A 21560-nucleotide genomic window follows, 5' to 3' on the forward strand; every position below is an offset into this window, starting at 1 on the left:
CTAATTCCCCTAACATTAAGCTGATGTCATTCTCTTATAAAGACGGTTGCCGATAAAACGAGCGCCGAAATTGAAAAGTAAAACTACTAAAATTAACACAGCGGAGGCACCTGCTGAGACCGCAGCGCCATCTGGCATCGTTCCTTCGGTATTAATTTTCCAAATATGCACAGCCAACGTTTCCGCTTGACGGAAAATGCTAATTGGACTTGAAACGCTCAATGGATTCCAATTACTGAAATCTAAGGCAGGTGCGCTTTGTCCTGCTGTATAAATTAACGCAGCGGCTTCACCGAAAATCCGACCAGAACTCAAAATAACACCTGTCAAAATTCCTGGTAATGCTTCTGGCAAAATAACTTTTTTAACTGTTTCCCAACGTGAAAGACCTAAGGCTAACCCCGCTTCACGCTGTGTATAATGAATGGCTTTCAAAGATTCCTCAACATTTCTAGTCAATAATGGTAAGTTAAAAAATGTTAATGCTAACGCACCTGATAAGATTGAAAAGCCATATCCGATTTGTACAACGAAAATCAAGAAGCCGAACAGCCCGACAACAACGGAAGGCAATGAACTCAAAATTTCAATCGAGGTACGAATTAAATCAGTTAACCAATTCTTTTTCGCATATTCCGATAAGTAAATTCCAGCACCCAATGAAATTGGAATACTAATAATCATTGTAATCAATAGTAAATATAGTGAGTTGAAAAGCTGAATACCAATCCCACCACCAACTTGATAGGCTCTGGATGGTTGTGTTAAAAATTCCCACGAAATATGAGGAATTCCTCTAGCTAAAATGTAAATCAGTAAGGCCGCCAAAATTAAAACAATGACGCCAGATACGGCATATAAGATACCTGTTGCGATTTTATCTGCTTTTTTTGCATTCATTATTTTAAGGCTCCTCTCTTACCGATAATTCGGATAACAATGTTGAATAGTAAAGACATCAACAATAGAATCAAGGCTAAAGACCAAAGAACGTTGTTTTCAACTGTTCCCATAATTGTATTCCCAATCCCCATTGTCAAAATACTTGTTAGTGTCGAAGCTGGTGTTGTCAAACTAGTTGGCATCACAGCTGCATTTCCGATTACCATTTGGATTGCTAAGGCTTCACCAAACGCACGAGCCATACCAAAGACAACCGCAGTTAAAATACCAGGCACAGCTGCCCGCAAGACAACTTTATAAATCGTTTGCCAACGCGTAGCACCAAGCGCTAATGAAGCTTCACGATAATGTCGAGGCACAGCTTTTAATGCATCTACGGTCATCGTAGTAACCGTTGGTAAAATCATAACAAATAGCACAAACGTACCAGCTAAAATACCGAAGCCAGTTCCGCCAAAGATTGAACGGACAAAAGGAACAATGACAGATAAACCAATAAATCCATAAACAACAGAGGGAATCCCTACAAGTAATTCAATAACTGGTTGTAAAAATTTCGCTCCTTTTTTAGGTGAAATTTCTGTCATAAAAACAGCCGCTCCAATCGCAAATGGTGTCGCAACAATCGCTGACAAAAACGTTACAATAAAGGAACCCGCAATCATCGGTAAAGCCCCAACCATGGGTTTACCGTCTGCGCCGATATCACTTGGGTTCCAGTTTGTTCCAAATAAGAAATCAAACACATTAATCTTATCTTTAAAGAATGTAGCAAGTCCTTTACTTGCAACAAAATAGAAAATTGAAACAACCACTGCTACAATTAAGGCAATACATAGGAAACTAATAAATTTCCCTCGTTGCTCCATCTTGGCTCTTTTCGATTTTGTTAATAATTTTTTCTGTACATCTTCCAAGAATATTTCCTCCTCAAACAATCCAACTTTTACAGATAAAAATAGTGTACCTTTTTTACATCAATTTGTTTTTAATAACATGTAAATTTTATGTTAAGTTTGTAAATTTTGTGTTAAGAGAATTATTTAATGACATTTCCTTGCCAATCCCGTTCAATTTCCATTTTCGAAACAGGAATATACCCTAATTGACCAATCACACGTTCTTGGATATCATCTGACAACATAAAGTCTAAAAACTCTTTGGTTAAATCACTTGGATTTTTACGGGTGTACATGTGTTCATAAGACCAAATAATCCATTTATTGTTCATTACATTTTCATCTGTTGGCTGAACACCATCAATGCTTAACGTAGCTACTTCATCAGTAACATATGAAAATGCGGTATAACTAATCGCTCCTGGTGTATCAGAAACAATGGAACGAACCATGCCGCTGGAATCTTGTTCTTGCGCACGAATGGCTGTTTTATCTCCCAAGACCCATTTTTCAAAAGTAGCCCGCGTACCACTACCGGCCGCTCTGTTCAAAATAACAATTTTTTGGTCTTTCCCGCCAAGTTCTTTCCAGTTTGTTACTTCACCTAAAAAGATTTTCTTTAAATTTTCCATTGAGATATCTTTGACACCGACATTTTTGTTAACGATTGGTGTAATCCCAACGACAGCAACTTTATGATCAATTAAGTCTTCCGCTTTGATGCCCTTTTTCTCTTCTGCAAATAAATCAGAATTACCAATGTCTACCGCGCCAGATTGGACTTGACTCAGACCTGTTCCGCTTCCGCCACCTTGGACATTAATAAATCTTCCCGGATTTTGGCTTTGATATTCCTCACTTGCTGTCTCTACTAATGGTTGTAAAGCTGATGAGCCTACCGCTGTAATGGATTCACCACGATCAATCCATTTTGCACATCCTGTCAAAGTAAGTATACTTGCCAAACCAATAAATAATAGCAATCTTTTTTTCATCGATTCATTATTCCTCCAATTAATTTCAATCTATTCTATTTTACCATTATATGTAGGACTTGAAAATTATAAGTTATCAATTTGTTGGTACAACTGAGAAAACTCTTAAATTAAATAACAAGTATTTTAAAACTAAAACAAAAAAAGCTCTCCAAAATGGAGAGCTTTTTTTCGTTTAAATTTTCAAGAAACGACGCATTGAAATAACTGAACCTAGTGATCCAATAATCATTCCTGTTGCAATCATTAATAGATTGACTTTCCAGATAAAATCTTCTGGACGAATTAATGAATAATTCGAACGCAATAACTGCGGGTTAAACATGTTATAAACTTGATGGTAGCCTAACGTCATAATAATGACTGGCACGATTGCGCCAATCAACCCAATCCAAGCACCTTCTAAGAAAAACGGCCAACGAATGAAACTGTTTTTCGCTCCTACAAGACGCATAATTTGGATTTCTTTTTGACGAGATAAAATCGTAATCCGAATGGTGTTGGAAATTAAGAACACTGCAACGAATAAAAGTAATGCAGCAGCTGCTAAGCCCCAAGTTCGAACGGTTTGAGCGATTTTAAAGATTTTGTCTGAGTTTACACCACCGTAATCGGCTTTAAAAACACTTGGGAATTTAGCTGCTTGTTTCGCAATATCTTTCGTGTCTTCTGGTGTTTTCGCACGGACATAATACACATCGTATAATGGGTTACTGTCGCCTTCGAAAAGATTCCAGGCATCCCCCATTTGTTCTTGGATTTTTTTCAATTGTTGATCTTTGTTTGAATAAGAAATATCTTCAACATTGTCTAATCCTTTAAGTTGTTTTTCTAATGTTTTCATTTCATTTTGTTTTGTACCAATATCGACAAAAACAGACACTGTCACGTTTTTTTCGACATCATCAGCAAGTTTCGTTGCATTAAAAATAACGCCCATAAAAATACCAACTAAAACTAATGTAATTGTAACCGCACTTGCTGAGGCAACAGTCATCCAACCGTTCCGTTTTAAACTTTTGATACTTTCAAATAAATGAGAAAAGAATGTTCTAATCATCGTAGCCGTATTCTCCTTCCACTTGGTCACGGATAATGCGACCATTTTCAATGGCAATAACACGGTGACGAATCGTATTTACAATTGTACTATTATGCGTTGCCATCACGACTGTTGTTCCTTGTGCGTTAATCCGGTCCAACAATTTCATGATTTCCCATGAATTCTCTGGATCTAAGTTCCCAGTTGGTTCATCGGCAATTAAAACTTTCGGTGTATTTACAATTGCTCGTGCAATGGATACCCGTTGCTGTTCCCCACCAGAAAGTTCGCTTGGAAAAACACGTACCTTATGTTTTAGACCGACTAAATCTAAAACTTCCATCACGCGTTTTTTGATTTCGCGAGGACGTCGTCCGATAACTTGCATCGCATAGGCCACATTCTCATACACAGTTTTCTTTGGTAATAGTTTATAGTCTTGGAAAACGATGCCGATTTCACGACGTAAATAAGGAACTTCTTTATTTTTTATTTTCATTAAATCATGACCTGCAACTGTCAAATTACCTTTTGTTGCTTTTTCTTCACGATACATTAATCTAATAAAGGTTGATTTCCCTGCACCTGAGGGACCAACCACATAGACGAACTCGCCTTGGTCAATCTCTACTGAAATATTCCGAATCGCTGTTGTACCATTCGAATATTTCTTCATTACATCTTTCATTTCAATCATGGCGTTCTCTCCATCTCTTTTTTCTTCAATCCTACTTATTATAACATGTGAATATTGCAAACTTCTTGCATTAAGTTACATTTTTATTTCAATTTAATGAAGAGCTTAACTTAAGCGCTGTTTTAAGTAGGCATCAATGAAACCATCAAGGTCTCCATCCATCACAGCTTGTACATTACCGGTTTCGTAATTTGTCCGATGGTCTTTGACCATTGAATACGGATGGAACACGTAAGAACGGATTTGTGAGCCCCAGCCAATTTCCATTTGTTCACCACGTAAACTTGCTGCTTCTTGGGCTTTCTTTTCCATTTCCAATTGATATAATTTGGCTTTTAACATACTCATTGCTTGCTCACGGTTTTTTAATTGAGAACGCTGTGCTTGGCTTGCGACAACGGTACCTGTTGGAATATGTGTGATTCGAACAGCCGATTCTGTTTTATTAATATGCTGACCACCAGCACCACTTGCTCGATAGGTATCAATTTTTAAGTCATCTGGATTGATCGCAATTTCTATTGTATCGTCTAATTCAGGCATTACATCAACTGAACAAAACGAAGTATGACGGCGTTTAGCGGAATCAAAGGGCGAAATCCGTACAAGACGATGGACACCTTTTTCAGATTTTAGGTAGCCATAAGCATTGTAACCTTTGATTAATAAGGTGACACTTTTAATCCCTGCTTCATCTCCAGCTTGGTAATCCAACGTTTCAACTTGGAAACCGTGACTTTCTGCCCAACGTGTATACATTCGTAAAAGCATACTTCCCCAGTCTTGTGACTCAGTACCACCGGCACCAGGGTGTAATTCAATTAGGGCGTTATTATGATCATATGGCTCATTTAGTAGTAAGGATAGCTCATACGTTGTTAAACGTTCTTGCAAGAGATGAATTCTTTCTTCCAATTCTTCTTGAATCTCTGCATCATATTCTTCTTGTTGTAATTCAAACATAACCGTTAATTCGTCAAGTTCCTCAGAGAGCTGATGAAATTGTTGATATTTTTCTTTCAAACTATTGGTTTCGTTAATTAGCTTTTGAGCCGTTTCTGTGTTGTCCCAAAAACCAGGTTCTCCCATCCGATTTTCCGCCTCGGCAATGTCTTCTTCTAACTGGTCTAAGTCAAAGAGACCTCCTGAAGCTAGTAATTTTTTGTGTCATTTCGTCTAATAATGTACGAATTTCTGGGTTTTCCAAAATGATTCCTTCTTTCTCTTTATTGTAAAAAGAGCAAAGGCGGGACAAATTGCCCCACCCTGCGTTTTTTCTTTAATTAAGCGTTTCTTCCATGACAATTTTTGAATTTTTTGCCACTTCCGCATGGGCATAAATCATTACGGCCCACTTTTTTATCTACACGCACAGGTTGACGCTTCGCACTTGTGTTGCTTTGTGCAGCTGCATCTTGTTCTGTTTCTGGATGTTCCGCTTGTCCTTGAGCTACTTGCTCACGTTGGACATTTTGGCGAATTTCCGATTTCATGAATAAACGTGTTACTTCATATTCGATTGAACCCACCATATTGTTATACATAGAATAACCTTCTGTTTGATATTCTACTAATGGGTTGTTTTGACCGTACGCACGTAAGCCGACAGATTGGCGTAATTGATCCATTGCATCAATGTGATCTGTCCATTTAGTATCGACAACACGCAAGATGACTACTTTTTCAAATTCTAGCAATTGTTCTTGGCCATTCAATTGTTGAGATTTTTCTTCAAATACTTCTTGCGCACGTGCCACTAAGTAGTCTTTGATTTCTTCAGCTGATTTATTTTCTAAATCTTTTTTAGAAATCGTATCTTCATGGACAAGTGTTGAGGCTGCAAAATCGACAATCCCATCTAAATTCCATTCTTCTTTTTCTAATTGTGTATGGCTATCCACCACTCGGCCAATCGTCCGTTTTACCATGCCCATCAATACATCAGACAAGTCATTTTCTTCCATAATCACTTCTTGTCGTTGCGCATAAATAACTTCACGTTGCTCGCGCATCACGTCATCGTATTGTAAGACATTTTTACGTGTATCATAGTTATTTCCTTCCACACGTTTTTGAGCAGATTCTACTTGGCGAGTAAACATTTTACTTTGAATAACTGCATCTTCTTCTTGCACATTCATTCGTTCTAAGAATGTTTTAATTCGTTCTGAACCAAAGCGTTTCATTAAGTCATCTTCTAAAGATAAATAAAATTGTGAAACCCCTGGATCCCCTTGACGTCCTGCACGTCCACGCAACTGATTATCAATACGACGTGACTCATGACGTTCTGTCCCGATAACTGCTAGACCACCTAGTTCAAGTACACCTAAACCAAGTTTAATATCCGTTCCACGACCAGCCATATTTGTTGCAATTGTAACTGCGCCTTTTTGACCGGCATTCATAATGATTTCAGCTTCTTTAAAGTGATTTTTCGCATTTAATACTTCATGAGGAATTTTAGCTGCGTTTAATTTATCAGAAAGTAATTCTGACGTTTCTACCGCAACAGTCCCCACCAACACTGGTTGTCCTTTGTGGTAACGTTCTTTAATATCTTCCACCACTGCATTAAATTTACTTTCTAAGGTTGGATAAAGTAAATCTGGACGATCGTCACGGATAATTGGACGATTGGTTGGAATTTGAATGACTTGAATATTGTAAATTTCACGGAATTCTTCTTCTTCTGTTTTAGCAGTACCAGTCATCCCGGCTAGTTTTTTGTACATCCGGAAGTAGTTTTGGAACGTAATCGTCGCCATTGTTTTTGTTTCATCTTCAATTTCGACGCCTTCTTTTGCTTCAATCGCTTGATGCAAGCCATCAGAATAACGACGACCATCCATGATACGACCAGTAAATTGGTCAACAATTAAGACTTTATTGTCTTGAACCACGTAATCAATGTCTAGTAACATGATATAGTTTGCCCGTAACGCTTGATCTAAATGGTGCGTTAATGCTGTATTTTCAATATCGTAAAGGTTATCCAATCCGAAAGTTTGTTCCGCTTTTTCAATCCCTGCTTCTGTTAAGCCAATTGTTTTAGACTGAATATCAATTTTGTAATCTTCGTCTTCTTTTAAGCGTTTGACAAAATTATCGGCACGCGTATAGAGTGCTGTCGATTTTTCAGCTTGTCCAGAAATAATTAATGGGGTTCTTGCTTCATCAATTAAGATTGAATCCACTTCATCGACAATTGCATAGTTTAATGGACGTTGAACCATTTGGCTGCGATAAACAACCATGTTATCACGCAAATAGTCAAATCCTAATTCGTTATTTGTACTATAAGTGATATCACAGTTATACGCTTCACGTTTTTCATCAGAAGATTTAGAGTTAATGTTTAAACCAACGCTTAAGCCTAAGAAATTATATAATTCTCCCATTTCGTTAGAGTCACGGGTTGCTAAGTATTCATTAACTGTAACAACGTGTACTCCTTCGCCAGATAGTGCATTCAAGTATACAGGCATTGTGGCAGTCAAGGTTTTCCCTTCACCTGTTCTCATTTCAGGAATGTTCCCGTCATGAAGCACAATCCCACCCATTAATTGGACACGGTATGGGAATAAACCTAGTACTCGTTTAGCAGCTTCACGGACAACCGCAAACGCTTCTGGTAATAGTTCGTCTAAGGTTTCCCCTTTTTGATAACGGGCTTTAAATTCATCTGTTTTTTCACGTAATTGTTCATCGCTTAGTTGTTCCATTGCACTTGCATGTGCATCAATTTTATCGGCGATTTTTTCTAATCGTCTTAATTCTTTTTTATCGTTTTCAATCATTTTTTTCAAAAAATTTGCCATTGGTATCTGTGTTCCTTTCAATTACCTCTTTTTATTTTTGTATCCTTTTTGTACAAGAAGCACAATCTATCCGTTTTATTTTATCATTACTTGACGAGAAAGAAAACCATTTCTCTCTATTTTACAGACATTTTCCTTTAAAAGAGGAACTTTTAAAGTTATTTTATGTATTTCTTTATTTTTTCTTTACTCTGTGCTTTAAAGATGTTTAAAGAGCTGAAATGCACGAAGGCATTTCAGCTCTTATTTTAAGCTTTAGTCTGTTTCAATCAAGCCATATTTGCCATCTTTACGACGGTAAACAATGCTTGTTCCATTTGTTTCAGCATCTTCAAAAATGAAGAAGTTGTGTCCTAACATGTTCATTTGTAAAACAGCTTCTTCACTGTCCATCGGTTTTAATGATAGACGTTTTGTACGAACGATGTCTAATTCTGAAGGTGTTTCTTCTGTTTCTTCACCAACTAAGAAGACAGCGGCTTTTGTATTGTTACGTCCTGTTTCACGAGATTTTCTGTTGATTTTTGTTTTAAATTTACGAATTTGTCGTTCTAATTTATCGACAACCAAATCAATACTTGCGTATAAATCAGGTGACGTTTCTTCAGCTCGTAAAACTAGATAAGGAAGAGGAATAGTAACCTCGACTTTGGCTGTTTTTTCAGTGTACACTTTCAAATTCACGTGAACCGTTGCTTCAGGTGAATCGCTGAAATATCTTTCTAATTTACCGACTTTTTTCTCAACATAGTCTCGAATCGCTTCGGTTACCTCGATATTTTCTCCACGTACATTATATCTAAACATAACAATTACCCCTTTCATCTACCAGTAAAGAAAAGATTAAAGGACCACTCTTTAATTCCCTTCTTCTTAATTTCATTATATCGAATAATCTGGGTTTTGCCAACAAAATAGTCATCAAATTTATGAATTATTTTCTTTTTACCGCGCGAGAGTAAACGTATTCAAACTTTTAGGATAACAGTCATTGATAACAGCAGCTGCGTGGAAAAGAGTTCGTCCAGTGGTATAGATGTCATCCACCAAAATAACAGAACAATTTTTTAATTTTTTTTGGTTTTCTTTTTGGATGGCAAATGGTTGTTGCAACCGCATCCTTTCCTTTCTAGTTTTCTTAGATTGCGGAACATTTTCCTCTTTTCTAATTAAAAAAGGGCTGTACGGAACATCAGCCGCTTCTAGTAAGCCAATTACTTGGTTGAAGCCTCGTTTTTGCATTCGTTTTTCGGATAAGGGTATCGGAATAATATAGTCCACAGATTGTTGCTGAAAGTAAAAGTTGATTTCCTCATTAAAACACGTTCTTAAGCGGTAGTCTCCTTGAAATTTATAGCGTTCCATCCACTCTTGCATTCCTTCATCATAATGAAACAACGCTGCATTATGAAAAGAATACTCTGGATAAAGCAGCTGCCACCTTTGACAATCAAAACAATAGCGCTCTTGGCTGACGCGACTACAGCCAAAACAAGTGCCTATCATTGGCAGTTTCTGGAACTTTGCTTGGCAGTGCTGGCAAAGTGAAGGCCTCGCCCATTTTTTAAAACGTAAGAGCATTTTTAATGTTATCTCCAAACGAATGGGGCTTGCGCAATTTTTACAATCCATCTAACATCCCTCGTTTGCTAGCCAAGCGATTCATTTGCTTTATTTGCCGAATTGCCTCTTTCATGTCTCTTGTTTCCCCATCATGTAAAAATAAAACTTCGCCGTAATTGAATTCTTGTCTTCGATCGACTCGGCCCGCAATTTGGACAAGTGTTGAAGAAGTGAAGACTCGATGATTGGCACCATAAACAATAACTGAGACTGCATCAAAAGTCACACCACGTTCTAAAATGGTTGTAGTGATCAAAATATCCGTTTTCTGCTGACGCATTGCTTGAACTTTTTCTAGGCGAAGTTCATCACTACCATAAACGGCGACAACTTCTTTGTCGGAAAATCGCTCAGCTATTAATGGATGCAATTGGTGAATTAATGGAATGCTTGGGCAAAATAATAAAACTGAATTACGCACCAATAAACGTTTCAAATGATGTGCAATGATTTTAATATTTTTGCTAGAAATACGTTGCCACGACTGAACCCAAAATCGGCGTGGCACAGGTAATGGCCTACGATGATATCTTGCTGGCAAAATACTGGCCGCTAACTTCTTTTGCTGTAAAAGCTTCCGTAATTCTTTCGTAGGGGTTGCTGTTAAGTACACCAAACTACTTCTTTTTTTTCGTGCGTTACGCACTCCATAATAAAGATGCTCGTTATTAACAAAAGGAAAAGAGTCGACTTCATCAACGATAAGTAAATCAAATGCTTGATGGAATTTCAATAATTGATGGGTGGTGCAAATCACTAGTTTCGTATAACGATACGGTTCTTGACTGTTTCCATGAAGTAAAGCAATTGCTTCATGAGGAAAAACCGCTTGGATTCTGGGAAACAGTTCTAAGCAAACATCGACACGCGGCGAAGCCAGCGCAATCCGCCCCCCTTCTTGTAAGGTTTGGTGCAAAACAGCAAATAACATTTCTGTTTTGCCTGCACCTGTAACTGCCCACACTAAGCGATTCTCTCTTGCTTTTGCTGTCTCACAAAGTTCAACCGAGATCGCTTGCTGTCCCTTTGTTAATTGTCCAGACCACTCAAAAAAGACAGTTCTTGGGCTATTGGGCCTTTCTGGTAAATGACAAAATTTTTGACAAGAAGTCACACGGCCTAATTGAATGCACGCATGACAGTAGTATACATTTGTCGCCAGTCTGTTTTCTTTTTTGGATACGACTTCCCCGCACCGCTGACATTGAATTGTTAGGGGTGAACGCTCTAACATTGTTGGTAAATAAACCAGTTTTGTCTGTATTGAAGGTTCTGTTTCTTCAAGAATTATTTTACGTCCATGCAAATCTTCCATGTTAACCACCTCAATTATAAAATACGCATTTCTCTAGCTTTTTTGCGAAAAAGGAGATCTCCCACCGTTATCTTTCTATTCTTATCTAGTCGTTACCTACTAAACAAACTCTTGATACGCTTTATTGTTTACACGAATCTTCTACTTTCGACTTACCTATATGCAGCTTTTTTATAAACAAATTTATCTACCTTTAAAGAAAAATTAATGTTAAAGTATATCTAGTAATTCAAGCTTTAATTTGAAAAGACTAGAAAGGAGCAAGCTTTATCATGGAAAATATTTTTTTAAAAAGACTAGAACTCAAAGCTTTTGAAGAAGATTCTGTTTTTTCAAAAATTGAAGGGCTGAATAAATTTAATTCACTAAATTTTAAAAAACCTATTACTTTTTTTTCAGGTGAAAATGGAACTGGAAAATCCACTTTATTAGAAGCAATCGCAGTCAATTGGGGATTTAATCCTGAAGGCGGTAGTATTAATTTTAATTTCTCTACAAACGATACTCACTTGGATTTACATAATTATTTAACTGTTGGAAAAAGTGTAAAGCGTGCTACGGATGGCTTCTTTTTAAGAGCTGAAAGTTTCTACAATGTCGCTACATATGCAGAAAATATAGACTTAGATTTTTCTGAATATGGCGATAAATCCCTACATCATCAATCACACGGCGAAAGTTTTTTGAATCTGGTGAACCATCGGTTTAGAGGAAATGGTCTGTACCTGTTAGATGAGCCTGAAGCGGCTCTCTCACCTCAACGCCAACTAGCCTTAATGATATCTATAAAAAAACTAATTGATGAGGGGTCTCAGTTTATTATTGTCTCTCATTCACCTATATTACTTGCAATGCCTGACTCACAAATTATTTCTTTTGATAAAGATAGTCCTTTAGAAATCACGTATGAAGAAAGTATGCCTTATGAAATAACCTCATTATTTTTAAACAACAAAAACAGAATTCTCTCTCATTTATTTGCTGAATAAGTCTGTTATTCGAATTGCTTATGCCATACTATAATGACTCGTATATAAAAATATTGTTAATCATTCTTTGAATTACTACTTTTTACTACTTTTAGACTACAGAAAAAGGTGTTCATTATTCACAAAATAGATTGTTAAGTATGTTTTTTTAGTATCTAGATTAAAGTAAAAAATTAAAGACAGTTGTCTTTCTCTAGCTCACAGGACTAATTTCGGCTCTATAATTTATGGAACTGATAAACCAGAATGACTGCTTCAGCTCAATTCTAATTAACTAAAGTCATAAAAAAAGACAAGTTGCTTTTTCGAAGATTCTCGAAAAAACAACTTGTTTTTACTCTTTTTTATCTGCTTGTGCTAACAAATCCAAGGCTTGTTCCAACACTTTTTCCCCGTTCATTAAGCCGTAATCAGACATGCTAATGACATCTGTTGGGATACCTTTTGGTGATAGACGCTTTTCAAAATCACTCTTCATATAACGAACTTGTGGACCTAACAATAACACATCGACTGGATTATTTTCTAAATTTGTGTCTGCTTCCGATGCAGAAGCCGCAAATATATGGGCATCTAAGCCTTGATTAAATGCTGCTTTTTGCATTTTTGTAACAAGTAAACTAGTACTCATTCCTGCGGAGCAAACTAACATAATTGTTTTTTTTGACATTTTAACAGCCCCTTTTACCATTGCCTTTTTCAATTTTCAACATTATCTATTAAAAATATTATAGTGTAAAGTTAATTTTTGTCAATCATTCTTGTTTTTTAAAGCGGATACAATCTTGGTTTAAACGTACCATGCTGATTTCAGTAATTTATTAAATACCACATATTCTTTTTCCAAATTCACTTGAACTACTTGGTAACTCGCATTCAACCAACCATAAGCGCCCTTTTCTGGATGCTTATAATCGTTTGCCCACCAATCGACATCTGTCTTAGCAGTTTTTGGTAAACCAGAATGAGGGAATAACAATTCATCAAACTGGGTAAAGGTCAAGGTAACTTGGGAACCGCCATTCGTTTTCAAATAATGAGTAATTGTATCATATTTTTTCTGTCGTGTATGTACCATTTTCCAGCGCCTCCCTTTTCTCTATCATACCTTATTATAACGTTTTTTTCCAAAAATCTCATAAAAAAGATGAGAGAAAAAGTTGCTATTCAGTTGATTCTTTTTTATACTGACTTTATTACGAGAGAAAAGGATACCCATATGTTAGAAAGCTATATTACAGTCAAACAAGATGGTTTCAGCGAGATTGAAATCAAGAAATCGCGATTTATCTGTTCTGTAAAGCGCGTAACATCAGAAGAAGAAGCAAAAGCCTTTATCGCCGCAATAAAAAAAGAACATTGGAAAGCCAATCATAATTGTAGTGCTTTTGTGATCGGCGAAAAAAATGACATTCAGCGGAGCAGCGATGACGGCGAACCTAGTGGCACTGCTGGTGTTCCAATGCTGGAAGTCTTAAAGAAAAAAGAGTTAATCAACGTAGTGGCTGTTGTCACTCGTTATTTTGGCGGAATAAAATTAGGCACTGGTGGTTTAATCCGAGCATATAGTCATGCTCTTTCCCACACTTTAGATGAAATTGGTTTAGTCATTGGCAAATTGCAACAAGAGCTATTGATTACGATCGCCTATCCTTTATTAGGAAAAGCCCAGGCCTTTTTAGAACATAGTCCCTACACGCTTAAAGAAACTATTTACACAGAGTCTATTCAGTTAATTTGTTTAGTAGATGAACAAGCAACAGAAACATTTATAGCTGAAATGACGGATTTACTTAACGGTCAGTTGACAATTGAAAAAGGCGCAACGAGCTATCACGAACTACCATTTAACGAAAAAGGAGCACAAGCAAATGACATTTGAAGAAGTATTGCCACAGATTAAAGCAGGAAAAAAAGCCGTACGTAAAGGCTGGAGCGGTTTTGAACTTTTTATTGAATTACGTGATGAAATTGGCACCTCCGAAGGTGAATTTTTACAAGTTACCCCGTATTTTTTAATCAAAACTTCTGATGAAGGCTACAGCATGTTTTCACCAACACCTTGTGATGTCTTAGCAGAAGATTGGGTGATTGTTGAAGCATAACTACACACATAAGGTCTGGCAGATTACGGCGATTGCTCGTTCTTCCAGACCTTAATTTTTAAATGTTTAAAGGAGTTTTTCTTATGCCAAAAGAATTTGAAACAAAACGGGTGCTTGTAACCGGTGCAGCTTCAGGGATTGGCCAAGCACAAGCAATTGCCTTTGCTGAGCAAGGTGCTGAAGTTATTGGCATCGACCTAGACGAAACGGGGTTAAAGCAGACAGCCGCACTGGTTAACCTAGATTCTACTAAGCCATTTACTTATTTTGTCGGTGATGTGTCTTCTCCCTCATTTGTGCAAGCCACGATGAAACAAATTGTGAAAGACAACGGCCAAATTGATATTTTATTAAATACGGCAGGTATTTTAGATGATTATCGTCCTTCTCTAGAAACTTCGGAAGCTTTATGGGATCAAATTTTAGCAACCAATTTAAAAAGTGTCTTTTTAGTGACCAATGCCATATTACCTTATTTCCTCCAACAAAAAAAAGGAGTAATCGTTAATATGGCATCTATCGCTGGCTTAGTAGCTGGGGGCGGCGGCGCAGCGTACACTGCCTCCAAACACGCAATCATCGGGTATACAAAACAACTTTCCTACGATTATGCCAAATTAGGCATTCGAGCAAATGCGATTGCGCCAGGTGCCATCCAAACACCCATGAACGCAGCTGATTTTGCAGGAGAAGGTGAAATGGCTACTTGGGTAGCAAGTGAAACACCTGCGGGCCGTTGGGCACAGCCACAAGAGGTGGCAAAACTTTCATTATTTCTAGCTAGTGATGACGCTGATTATATCCATGGCACAGTTATGACCATTGATGGTGGTTGGACCATGAAATAAAAAGACTTTACAGAGTGTCTGTTCTTCAGTAACATGTAACACAGTGAGGCAACTCACACCATAACACTTCAGTTGGCTTTGCTGCCCTTCCTTTGGTTATGGTTATCACTAAAACACGTCGTTGTTTTATAAAGGAGAATCTTAAATGAATCATTCATCAAATCCACAAACCAGTACGTGGTCAGCTACGGCGTTGGCTAAAATGGCGCTGGTTACCGCTTTGTATGTCGTTGTCACTGTACTTCTCGCTCCGCTTAGTTTTGGTCCGATACAGCTTCGTCTTGCCGAATTATTTAATTATTTAGGCGTTTTTAACAAGCGATATATCTGGTCCATTACGTTAGGGGTTGCGATTGCCAACACCGCTTCGCCTCTTGGTATCATCGATATAGTCATCGGTAGCGCTGGAACGTGCGCAGTCTTATGGATTGCCTATTTTGCGACAAAAAATCAGCAAAATTTATTGATTAAACTAATGCTGACGGCCATTCTTTTTGCTTTGTCCATGTTCACTGTTGCCGGACCCTTAACGTTCTTTTATCAGTTACCTTTTTGGTACACATGGTTGACCGTTGGACTTGGTGAACTTCTTTCAATGACAGTCGGCGGCATCCTGATTTACGTATTAAATAAAAAAATACAGCTTGTAAAACGCATCGAAGAATAAAAAAGCGCTTGGGATTTAAACCCCAAGCGCTTTTTAGCACTATCCTTTAGGTTGAATGAAGTCTCCTTGCCATTTTCCAAGAGATGGATTGTAATCAAAATACCAAAGTTGTGAAAAATATTGTTTTTGATGCTTGTATCCCGATAAAACACGACCGCTTTGAGTATCTTCCTCGTAGTCAATACAAGAAAAATGAAGCATCAGTGAAAAACTGGTTTCACTAATATGATGATAATTCGAAGCTGGCGCTACTTTCACTTTTTTTACATGATTTCTGATGCCCGCTTGTTGATTTTCTTGTAATACTGCAAGATGTTTTTGATAAAGTTTTTCTGTATAGTTATCTTTGACTACAGACAAATTTTCTTGATCCCACGCTTGTTGTATTTCTAAAAACGTTTGTTGTATTTCTTTTAAGAGTGCCTTTTTTTCTTTTGATGTTCCAGGTAATGCTGCCCACATTTCTTGAAAAGCGTCTTCATCGACTGGTTGATTTCTACGGCGTCTTTGCCAAATCATCGCGCCCCCAAAAAGAACAAAAAACACTGTTGAAATTAAGCCTTCCAGTGGCGTTGTGTTGCTGTTCCCGGTCTCGTTATGATGAACATAACTTCTTGATCCATCACCGCTTGGCGAAAAACCATTCGAGGGATTACCTCCGCTTGGACTTTCTACACGTCCGCCGCCATAGCCACCAGCTACAGCCGCCGCTTGATTAGGCCATAAACAAAAGGCCATGGCACAACCCACAAAAACTAAAATTAACTTTCTCATTTTCTCACCTTTCGACCCCTTCAAACCAACAAATGAATAAATAGACGCAGAATACTAAACAAAGCGCCAAGATTAACAATGATTAATAATACCTTCAGCCATCTGCCATATGGTTGTACTGATTGATAACTTCGTTGATAAATACTCAAGCCAAACAGGACCGCTGGCCACATAAATATACTAGATCTTGGGCCAAACGAATTACCCTCGCCCAAAAAATTCACATGAATGGGCACATGAGCTGGTAAATCAGGATAAACCACCACACTTAATAACAGTAAACTGACTGCCAAGACACTTGTAACAATAAACAACCGTTGACTAACTTTTTCAATCTGCTTGTTTCTCATTATCTTAGTTTTCTCCTCTATTTAATGATAGATATACTTTCAGTTTATGCCTCCCTATCTGAATTTGCAATAAAAAAAAGACAAGGAAACATTCGATTAAATGTCCTTGCCTCTGTTTTTAAAAACCTTAAATCAAGCCTTTCACACCTATATCTTTTCGATAGTACATTCCAGGAAATGAGTAATTATCCAATGTTTGATAAACTTTTTTGCGGGCTTCTTCAAGAGTCGAAGCAGTTGCTTCTGCTAAAAAGATTCGTCCGCCAGCCGAAACCAGAGCCTGTTCTGAACGAGTTACCCCTGCATAATAGATGGTTTCACCAGACATTTCTGGCAATGGTAGATTTGTCTTGTATTGATTAGGATAGCCTTCTGCTGCTACAACAACACCAACACTCGCTAACTCATTCCATGCAATCGTTGGTTGCTCTTTCACCAGCAATGAAGAAATTATTTCTGAAAGGGGACTCTCTAAACGTGCCAACACAACTTGTGTTTCTGGATCCCCAAATCGAGCATTAAATTCAATAACCTTGGGGCCAGTTGCTGTTTGGATTAAACCAGCATATAAAATCCCTTGAAACGGACGTTTTTCAGCCACCATTCCTTTAGCAGTCGGTTTCAGGACTTGGCTAATGGCTTGCTGAACCGCTTCTTCTGGGATCTGAGGCACTGGTGTGTAAGCACCCATCCCCCCTGTATTCGGACCAGCATCCCCATCGAAAATCCGCTTATGATCTTGAGCAATCACCATCGGATATACCTTCTCATTAGAAACAAAAGCCATTAAGGAAAATTCTTCTCCTTGCAAAAATTCTTCGATTACAACCGTTTGACCGCTTACTCCAAATTGTTGATCCTCCATCATCGCAACTAGCGCCCGTTTTGCGGCTGTTTTTGTTTCGGCAACTACTACCCCTTTTCCAGCTGCCAAACCATCCGCCTTAATAACAATTGGTACTCCTTGCTGTTCAATATATTCTAAGGCAGGTGCCAAACGTCGAAAGACCCGATATTCCGCCGTTGGAATCTGGTATTTTTGCATAAAATCTTTCGCAAAACTTTTTGAACCTTCAATTATTGCAGCTGCTTTTGTCGGGCCAAAAATCAGTAATCCCGCTGCTTGAAAGGCATCTACAATCCCTTCAATTAATGGCGTTTCCGGTCCGACGAATGTCCAATCAATCTGATTATCCTTCGAAAATTGAATTAGTTCCGTTTGCTGCTCTTCACCGATAGGTACAGTCCGAATATTATCACCACTCATACCAGGATTACCTGGTGCACAATAAACAGTCTTGACTTTGTCTTCTTGCTGTAATTTTTTGGCGATTGCATGTTCACGACCACCACGCCCAATCACTAATATATTCATCGGTTTCTCCTTTAAAAATTAATGTTTGAAATGACGAGTCCCAGTAAAAATCATCGCAATGCCATAATGATTCGCTAGATCGATTGATGCTTGGTCTTTAATGCTCCCGCCTGGCTGAATAATTGCTTGAATACCATGTTGTGCAGCATATTCCACGCTATCTGCCATGGGGAAAAAGGCATCACTTGCTAAGACGGCCCCTTGTAATTTTCCAGCTGCTTGGGCTTGATCAACTGCAATTTTTACTGAACCAATTCGATTCATTTGACCAGCGCCAATCCCCACCGTTTGGCTTTCATTGGTTAAAACAATAGCATTTGATTTTACATGCTTGACTGCTTTCCAAGCAAAGTTCAAGGCGTCTCTTTCGGCTGGTGTGGGTTGGCGCTCTGTAACTACTTGCCATGCTTGTTCATTTTCAACAACTGTATCTTGTTCTTGAATTAATAACCCGCCCATAACAGAAACTAATTCCGCCGCTTTTTTTTCTTGAGCATGAAAATCTAACGTTAACAAACGAAGATTCTTTTTCTGAGATAACAATGCCAGAGCTTCTTCCTCAAAACTAGGCGCAATAATTATCTCTAAAAAGATTTGATTCATTTCAGCCGCAGTCGCTTGGTCCACTGGACGATTCAAAACAACAATGCCACCAAAAATTGAAACTGGATCTGCTTCAAATGCCTGACGATAGGCTGCTAAAATCGTTTTTCCTGTTCCAATTCCACATGGGTTCATATGTTTAACAGCGACGACCGTTGGTTCTGTAAACTCGCTAGCAATCCGGAGCGCTGCATCAGCATCTCGAATATTATTATATGAAAGTTCTTTGCCATGAAGTTGTCGAGCGGAAGCAATGGATAATGATACAGGTACAACGGATTGATAAAAGGTGGCCTGTTGATGGCTATTTTCACCATAGCGCAATGTTTGCTTACGTTCATAAGTAAGCGTTTGTTTCTCTGGCTCAGTTTCACCCACTTGCGTCGTTAAATAGTCAGCGATAAGCGCGTCATAAGCAGCGGTATGACGAAAGACTTTTGCTGCTAATCTTTTTCTAGTGGCTAACTGGCTAGTTCCAGTGCTGCTAATTTCACTTAATACCTGTTCATAATCACTAGGATCAACCACTGCTGTTACGTCTTGATAATTTTTTGCCGCTGAACGTAACATGCTAGGACCGCCAATATCAATCATTTCAATCGCTTCTGCTTCAGAGATCGCTGGTTTTAAAATTGTTTCTTTAAATGGATAAAGATTCACTACTACAAGGTCAATAAATTGAATGCCTTGTTCAGTCAGTGCTTTTTGATGCGTTTGGTTTCCCCTTTTTGCCAAAAGTCCGCCATGGATATTCGGATGTAACGTTTTGACACGACCATCTAACATTTCTGGAAAGCCAGTGATGTCGTCAATAGCAAGTGTCGGTACCCCCGCTTCTTCCAAGACAGTCCTTGTTCCCCCAGTGGAGATAATTTCAAAGCCATTTGCAACTAAGCCTGCTGCAAATGTTGTCACTCCTGTTTTGTCTGAAACGCTAATCAATGCTCTTTTGGTCATTTCATTGTCTCCTTTACAATTTGTGAAATTATTTTTGGGTACCATTCGTGCTCAAGAGCATGAATTTTCTCTGCTAATGTGTCCACTGTATCTTCGGTATCAATCTTGGTGGTTGTTTGAAAAATAATCGGTCCTGTATCAACCCCAGAGTCAACATAATGGATAGTGATTCCTGTTATTTTCACTCCATAATGAAATGCCTCTTCAATTCCGTGAAGACCTGGAAAACTAGGTAATAGAGAAGGATGAATATTGACGATTCTCTTTGAATAAGCCTCCAGTAAAGTCTTGCCGATAATTCTCAAATAACCAGCTAACACGATTAAATCGATCTGATGCTCTTTTAAATGTTTCAATACTTGTTCCTCATATTGCTCACGAGATGAAAAATCAGATGGCGAAAAGCAAACAACGGGAATCTTGCGTTTTCGGGCACGGGTCAATACATAGGCTTCAGGCTGGTCACAAAAGACTAAGCTCAACTGCCCTGCGATTTTTTTCTGGGAAAAAGCTGCAGCAATCGCCTCAAAATTGCTACCATTGCCAGATGCAAAAACAGCTATCTTCATAAGGCTTCCTTAAAAATAACGGCTTTCGTTTTCCTAGGTACCAAACGACCAATTTCAAAAGCTTCTGGCAAAAGCTCCTGAACTTTTTCAACATGCTCTGGACTCACCGCTAAAATCATTCCTAAGCCCATATTGAAAATTTCATACATTTCTTCAGGTGGAATTTCACCGTATTTTTGAATCAATTTAAAAATTGGTAGCACTGGCCAACTATTTAATTGAATCTCTGCAGCTAATGTGGAAGAAAACATTCTTGGTAGATTTTCTAAAAACCCGCCGCCGGTAATATGCGCAGCCCCATGCACGAGTCCTGCTTTTAACAATGGCAATAATTCCTTCACATAAATTTTTGTTGGTGTTAATAATTCTTCCCCTAACGTTTTGGGTGCCAATTCTGGAAGCTTGTCCGTTGTTTTAAACGAATGTTTCTTAAAAAAAACATTTCTTACTAAAGAGTAACCATTAGAATGAAGACCACTTGAAGGAAGACCAATCAAGAAATCGCCTTCTTTTACGTTACTTGGAGTCAAGAGTTGACTTTTCTCAGCAATACCCACGGCAAAACCAGCCACGTCATAAGCATCTGCTTCATACATATCAGGCATTTCAGCTGTTTCGCCCCCAATTAAGGCTGCATTCGCCTCACAACAGCCAGCCGCAACACCCGCAACAATTGCTTCAACTTTAGCTGGATTAACGGTCCCTAACGCTAAATAATCTAAAAAATATAACGGTTCGGCGCCTTGTGCGACGACATCATTGACACACATTGCTACACAATCAATTCCGATTGTCTCGTGTCTCTGTTCTTCAATTGCCAAGAGTAACTTTGTGCCTACGCCATCCGTTCCTGATACCAAAACTGGTTCTTTAAGCTTGTAACTGCTTAAATCAAAACAACCACCAAAACCACCAAGCATGCCCAACGTTCCCGTCCGTTGTGTTTTTTGGCTATGCTTTTGAATTCGTTCTACTACTTCGTATCCCGCCTCAACATTTACACCAGCTTTTGAATAGGCATTTTCCAT

Annotated in this window: 23 protein-coding genes; 5 read left to right on the plus strand and 18 right to left on the minus strand. The window is 38.3% G+C overall.

The features are described from left to right. Positions 1-15: 15 nt before the first annotated feature. The 10 genes from pstA to IGL48_RS07600 all read right to left on the minus strand — a co-directional run bounded on the left by pstA (position 16) and on the right by IGL48_RS07600 (position 11295). Positions 16-900 carry a phosphate ABC transporter permease PstA gene (gene pstA, locus IGL48_RS07555; protein WP_002357300.1) on the minus strand — a complete coding sequence of 295 codons (885 nt, stop codon included), beginning with the start codon at positions 898-900 and terminating at the stop codon, positions 16-18. Beyond that, the gene (pstC, locus tag IGL48_RS07560) at positions 900-1820 is read right to left on the minus strand and encodes a phosphate ABC transporter permease subunit PstC (protein WP_002357299.1); all 921 of its coding nucleotides are present in this window, start codon (positions 1818-1820) and stop codon (positions 900-902) included. Before pstC ends, pstA begins: the two co-directional genes overlap by 1 nt. 122 nt (positions 1821-1942) lie before the next feature. Then, a complete protein-coding gene (locus IGL48_RS07565) occupies positions 1943-2797 on the minus strand; it encodes a phosphate ABC transporter substrate-binding protein PstS (RefSeq protein ID WP_002357298.1) in 855 nt (284 codons plus the stop codon). A 175-nt stretch (positions 2798-2972) separates the two neighbouring features. After that, complete coding sequence (gene ftsX, locus IGL48_RS07570) at positions 2973-3857, minus strand: permease-like cell division protein FtsX (protein ID WP_002360154.1); 885 nt, start codon at positions 3855-3857, stop codon at positions 2973-2975. Beyond that, the gene (gene ftsE, locus IGL48_RS07575; RefSeq protein WP_002361935.1) at positions 3850-4536 is read right to left on the minus strand and encodes a cell division ATP-binding protein FtsE; all 687 of its coding nucleotides are present in this window, start codon (positions 4534-4536) and stop codon (positions 3850-3852) included. The genes ftsX and ftsE overlap by 8 nt, the downstream gene beginning before the upstream one ends. A 105-nt stretch (positions 4537-4641) precedes the next feature. Then, positions 4642-5743 (minus strand): peptide chain release factor 2 gene (gene prfB, locus IGL48_RS07580; protein ID WP_111997025.1). Its coding sequence is split into 2 segments (ribosomal slippage): positions 4642-5670 and positions 5672-5743, totalling 1101 coding nucleotides; the frame shifts between segments, so codons are not numbered across the junction. A gap of 76 nt (positions 5744-5819) precedes the next feature. After that, positions 5820-8357, minus strand: coding sequence for a preprotein translocase subunit SecA (gene secA / locus IGL48_RS07585; RefSeq protein WP_002381826.1), 2538 nt, complete (start codon positions 8355-8357; stop codon positions 5820-5822). Positions 8358-8612: 255 nt separating this feature from the next. Beyond that, the gene (gene hpf / locus IGL48_RS07590; RefSeq protein WP_002357293.1) at positions 8613-9164 is read right to left on the minus strand and encodes a ribosome hibernation-promoting factor, HPF/YfiA family; all 552 of its coding nucleotides are present in this window, start codon (positions 9162-9164) and stop codon (positions 8613-8615) included. 138 nt (positions 9165-9302) lie between these two features. Further along, the gene (locus IGL48_RS07595; protein WP_010824706.1) at positions 9303-9989 is read right to left on the minus strand and encodes a ComF family protein; all 687 of its coding nucleotides are present in this window, start codon (positions 9987-9989) and stop codon (positions 9303-9305) included. Further along, a complete protein-coding gene (locus IGL48_RS07600) occupies positions 9979-11295 on the minus strand; it encodes a DEAD/DEAH box helicase (RefSeq protein ID WP_025187285.1) in 1317 nt (438 codons plus the stop codon). Before IGL48_RS07600 ends, IGL48_RS07595 begins: the two co-directional genes overlap by 11 nt. A gap of 272 nt (positions 11296-11567) precedes the next feature. Here IGL48_RS07600 and IGL48_RS07605 point away from each other — a divergent pair, with 272 nt between their 5' ends. Further along, positions 11568-12284, plus strand: coding sequence for an AAA family ATPase (locus tag IGL48_RS07605; RefSeq protein WP_010710290.1), 717 nt, complete (start codon positions 11568-11570; stop codon positions 12282-12284). A gap of 334 nt (positions 12285-12618) precedes the next feature. Here IGL48_RS07605 and IGL48_RS07610 read toward each other — a convergent pair whose 3' ends face one another. Next, the gene (locus tag IGL48_RS07610) at positions 12619-12954 is read right to left on the minus strand and encodes a PTS sugar transporter subunit IIB (RefSeq protein WP_002364074.1); all 336 of its coding nucleotides are present in this window, start codon (positions 12952-12954) and stop codon (positions 12619-12621) included. A gap of 120 nt (positions 12955-13074) precedes the next feature. Then, on the minus strand, positions 13075-13362 hold the full coding sequence (locus IGL48_RS07615) for a DUF7662 domain-containing protein (protein ID WP_002357286.1): 288 nt from the start codon (positions 13360-13362) through the stop codon (positions 13075-13077). Between the two features lie 141 nt (positions 13363-13503). On the opposite strand from IGL48_RS07615, the gene IGL48_RS07620 reads away from it, so the two are divergent. The 4 genes from IGL48_RS07620 to IGL48_RS07635 all read left to right on the plus strand — a co-directional run bounded on the left by IGL48_RS07620 (position 13504) and on the right by IGL48_RS07635 (position 15904). Then, a complete protein-coding gene (locus tag IGL48_RS07620) occupies positions 13504-14166 on the plus strand; it encodes a YigZ family protein (protein ID WP_002357285.1) in 663 nt (220 codons plus the stop codon). Beyond that, the gene (locus tag IGL48_RS07625; protein WP_002357284.1) at positions 14156-14389 is read left to right on the plus strand and encodes a DUF2829 domain-containing protein; all 234 of its coding nucleotides are present in this window, start codon (positions 14156-14158) and stop codon (positions 14387-14389) included. The genes IGL48_RS07620 and IGL48_RS07625 overlap by 11 nt, the downstream gene beginning before the upstream one ends. A 62-nt stretch (positions 14390-14451) precedes the next feature. After that, entirely contained in the window at positions 14452-15237 is a 786-nt protein-coding gene (locus tag IGL48_RS07630; protein ID WP_002385867.1) for a 3-oxoacyl-ACP reductase, read from the plus strand. Between the two features lie 145 nt (positions 15238-15382). Continuing rightward, positions 15383-15904 carry a QueT transporter family protein gene (locus IGL48_RS07635; protein ID WP_002385866.1) on the plus strand — a complete coding sequence of 174 codons (522 nt, stop codon included), beginning with the start codon at positions 15383-15385 and terminating at the stop codon, positions 15902-15904. A 39-nt stretch (positions 15905-15943) separates the two neighbouring features. Here the strand turns inward: IGL48_RS07635 and IGL48_RS07640 are convergent, their stop codons facing one another. The 6 genes from IGL48_RS07640 to purM form a co-directional block, all read right to left on the minus strand. Continuing rightward, on the minus strand, positions 15944-16678 hold the full coding sequence (locus IGL48_RS07640) for a TIM44-like domain-containing protein (RefSeq protein ID WP_002357281.1): 735 nt from the start codon (positions 16676-16678) through the stop codon (positions 15944-15946). A 20-nt stretch (positions 16679-16698) separates the two neighbouring features. Beyond that, positions 16699-17028: a DUF1648 domain-containing protein gene (locus tag IGL48_RS07645; RefSeq protein WP_002357280.1), complete on the minus strand. Its 330-nt coding sequence runs from the start codon at positions 17026-17028 to the stop codon at positions 16699-16701. Positions 17029-17155: 127 nt separating this feature from the next. Continuing rightward, positions 17156-18403, minus strand: a complete 1248-nt coding sequence (purD, locus tag IGL48_RS07650) for a phosphoribosylamine--glycine ligase (RefSeq protein ID WP_048949336.1) — start codon at positions 18401-18403, stop codon at positions 17156-17158. Between the two features lie 18 nt (positions 18404-18421). Further along, positions 18422-20008 carry a bifunctional phosphoribosylaminoimidazolecarboxamide formyltransferase/IMP cyclohydrolase gene (gene purH, locus IGL48_RS07655; RefSeq protein ID WP_371878374.1) on the minus strand — a complete coding sequence of 529 codons (1587 nt, stop codon included), beginning with the start codon at positions 20006-20008 and terminating at the stop codon, positions 18422-18424. Next, positions 19960-20532, minus strand: coding sequence for a phosphoribosylglycinamide formyltransferase (purN, locus tag IGL48_RS07660; RefSeq protein WP_048949337.1), 573 nt, complete (start codon positions 20530-20532; stop codon positions 19960-19962). Before purN ends, purH begins: the two co-directional genes overlap by 49 nt. Then, positions 20529-21560: a phosphoribosylformylglycinamidine cyclo-ligase gene (purM, locus tag IGL48_RS07665; RefSeq protein ID WP_048949338.1), complete on the minus strand. Its 1032-nt coding sequence runs from the start codon at positions 21558-21560 to the stop codon at positions 20529-20531. The genes purN and purM overlap by 4 nt, the downstream gene beginning before the upstream one ends.

It is taken from the genome of Enterococcus sp. DIV1090 (genome assembly GCF_050537975.1).
GTDB classification, from domain to species: domain Bacteria; phylum Bacillota; class Bacilli; order Lactobacillales; family Enterococcaceae; genus Enterococcus; species Enterococcus faecalis.

What these genes read in the sequence shown, in the direction of transcription:
- pstA (WP_002357300.1), bottom strand. Translation starts at nt 900, where the DNA reads ATGAATGCAAAAAAAGCAGATAAAATCGCAACAGGTATCTTATATGCC.
- IGL48_RS07565 (WP_002357298.1), bottom strand. Translation starts at nt 2,797, where the DNA reads ATGAAAAAAAGATTGCTATTATTTATTGGTTTGGCAAGTATACTTACT.
- ftsX (WP_002360154.1), bottom strand. Translation starts at nt 3,857, where the DNA reads ATGATTAGAACATTCTTTTCTCATTTATTTGAAAGTATCAAAAGTTTA.
- ftsE (WP_002361935.1), bottom strand. Translation starts at nt 4,536, where the DNA reads ATGATTGAAATGAAAGATGTAATGAAGAAATATTCGAATGGTACAACA.
- secA (WP_002381826.1), bottom strand. Translation starts at nt 8,357, where the DNA reads ATGGCAAATTTTTTGAAAAAAATGATTGAAAACGATAAAAAAGAATTA.
- hpf (WP_002357293.1), bottom strand. Translation starts at nt 9,164, where the DNA reads ATGTTTAGATATAATGTACGTGGAGAAAATATCGAGGTAACCGAAGCG.
- IGL48_RS07595 (WP_010824706.1), bottom strand. Translation starts at nt 9,989, where the DNA reads ATGGATTGTAAAAATTGCGCAAGCCCCATTCGTTTGGAGATAACATTA.
- IGL48_RS07600 (WP_025187285.1), bottom strand. Translation starts at nt 11,295, where the DNA reads ATGGAAGATTTGCATGGACGTAAAATAATTCTTGAAGAAACAGAACCT.
- IGL48_RS07605 (WP_010710290.1), top strand. Translation starts at nt 11,568, where the DNA reads ATGGAAAATATTTTTTTAAAAAGACTAGAACTCAAAGCTTTTGAAGAA.
- IGL48_RS07610 (WP_002364074.1), bottom strand. Translation starts at nt 12,954, where the DNA reads ATGTCAAAAAAAACAATTATGTTAGTTTGCTCCGCAGGAATGAGTACT.
- IGL48_RS07615 (WP_002357286.1), bottom strand. Translation starts at nt 13,362, where the DNA reads ATGGTACATACACGACAGAAAAAATATGATACAATTACTCATTATTTG.
- IGL48_RS07620 (WP_002357285.1), top strand. Translation starts at nt 13,504, where the DNA reads ATGTTAGAAAGCTATATTACAGTCAAACAAGATGGTTTCAGCGAGATT.
- IGL48_RS07625 (WP_002357284.1), top strand. Translation starts at nt 14,156, where the DNA reads ATGACATTTGAAGAAGTATTGCCACAGATTAAAGCAGGAAAAAAAGCC.
- IGL48_RS07630 (WP_002385867.1), top strand. Translation starts at nt 14,452, where the DNA reads ATGTTTAAAGGAGTTTTTCTTATGCCAAAAGAATTTGAAACAAAACGG.
- IGL48_RS07635 (WP_002385866.1), top strand. Translation starts at nt 15,383, where the DNA reads ATGAATCATTCATCAAATCCACAAACCAGTACGTGGTCAGCTACGGCG.
- IGL48_RS07640 (WP_002357281.1), bottom strand. Translation starts at nt 16,678, where the DNA reads ATGAGAAAGTTAATTTTAGTTTTTGTGGGTTGTGCCATGGCCTTTTGT.
- IGL48_RS07645 (WP_002357280.1), bottom strand. Translation starts at nt 17,028, where the DNA reads ATGAGAAACAAGCAGATTGAAAAAGTTAGTCAACGGTTGTTTATTGTT.
- purD (WP_048949336.1), bottom strand. Translation starts at nt 18,403, where the DNA reads ATGAATATATTAGTGATTGGGCGTGGTGGTCGTGAACATGCAATCGCC.
- purH (WP_371878374.1), bottom strand. Translation starts at nt 20,008, where the DNA reads ATGGTACCCAAAAATAATTTCACAAATTGTAAAGGAGACAATGAAATG.
- purN (WP_048949337.1), bottom strand. Translation starts at nt 20,532, where the DNA reads ATGAAGATAGCTGTTTTTGCATCTGGCAATGGTAGCAATTTTGAGGCG.
- purM (WP_048949338.1), bottom strand. Translation starts at nt 21,560, where the DNA reads ATGGAAAATGCCTATTCAAAAGCTGGTGTAAATGTTGAGGCGGGATAC.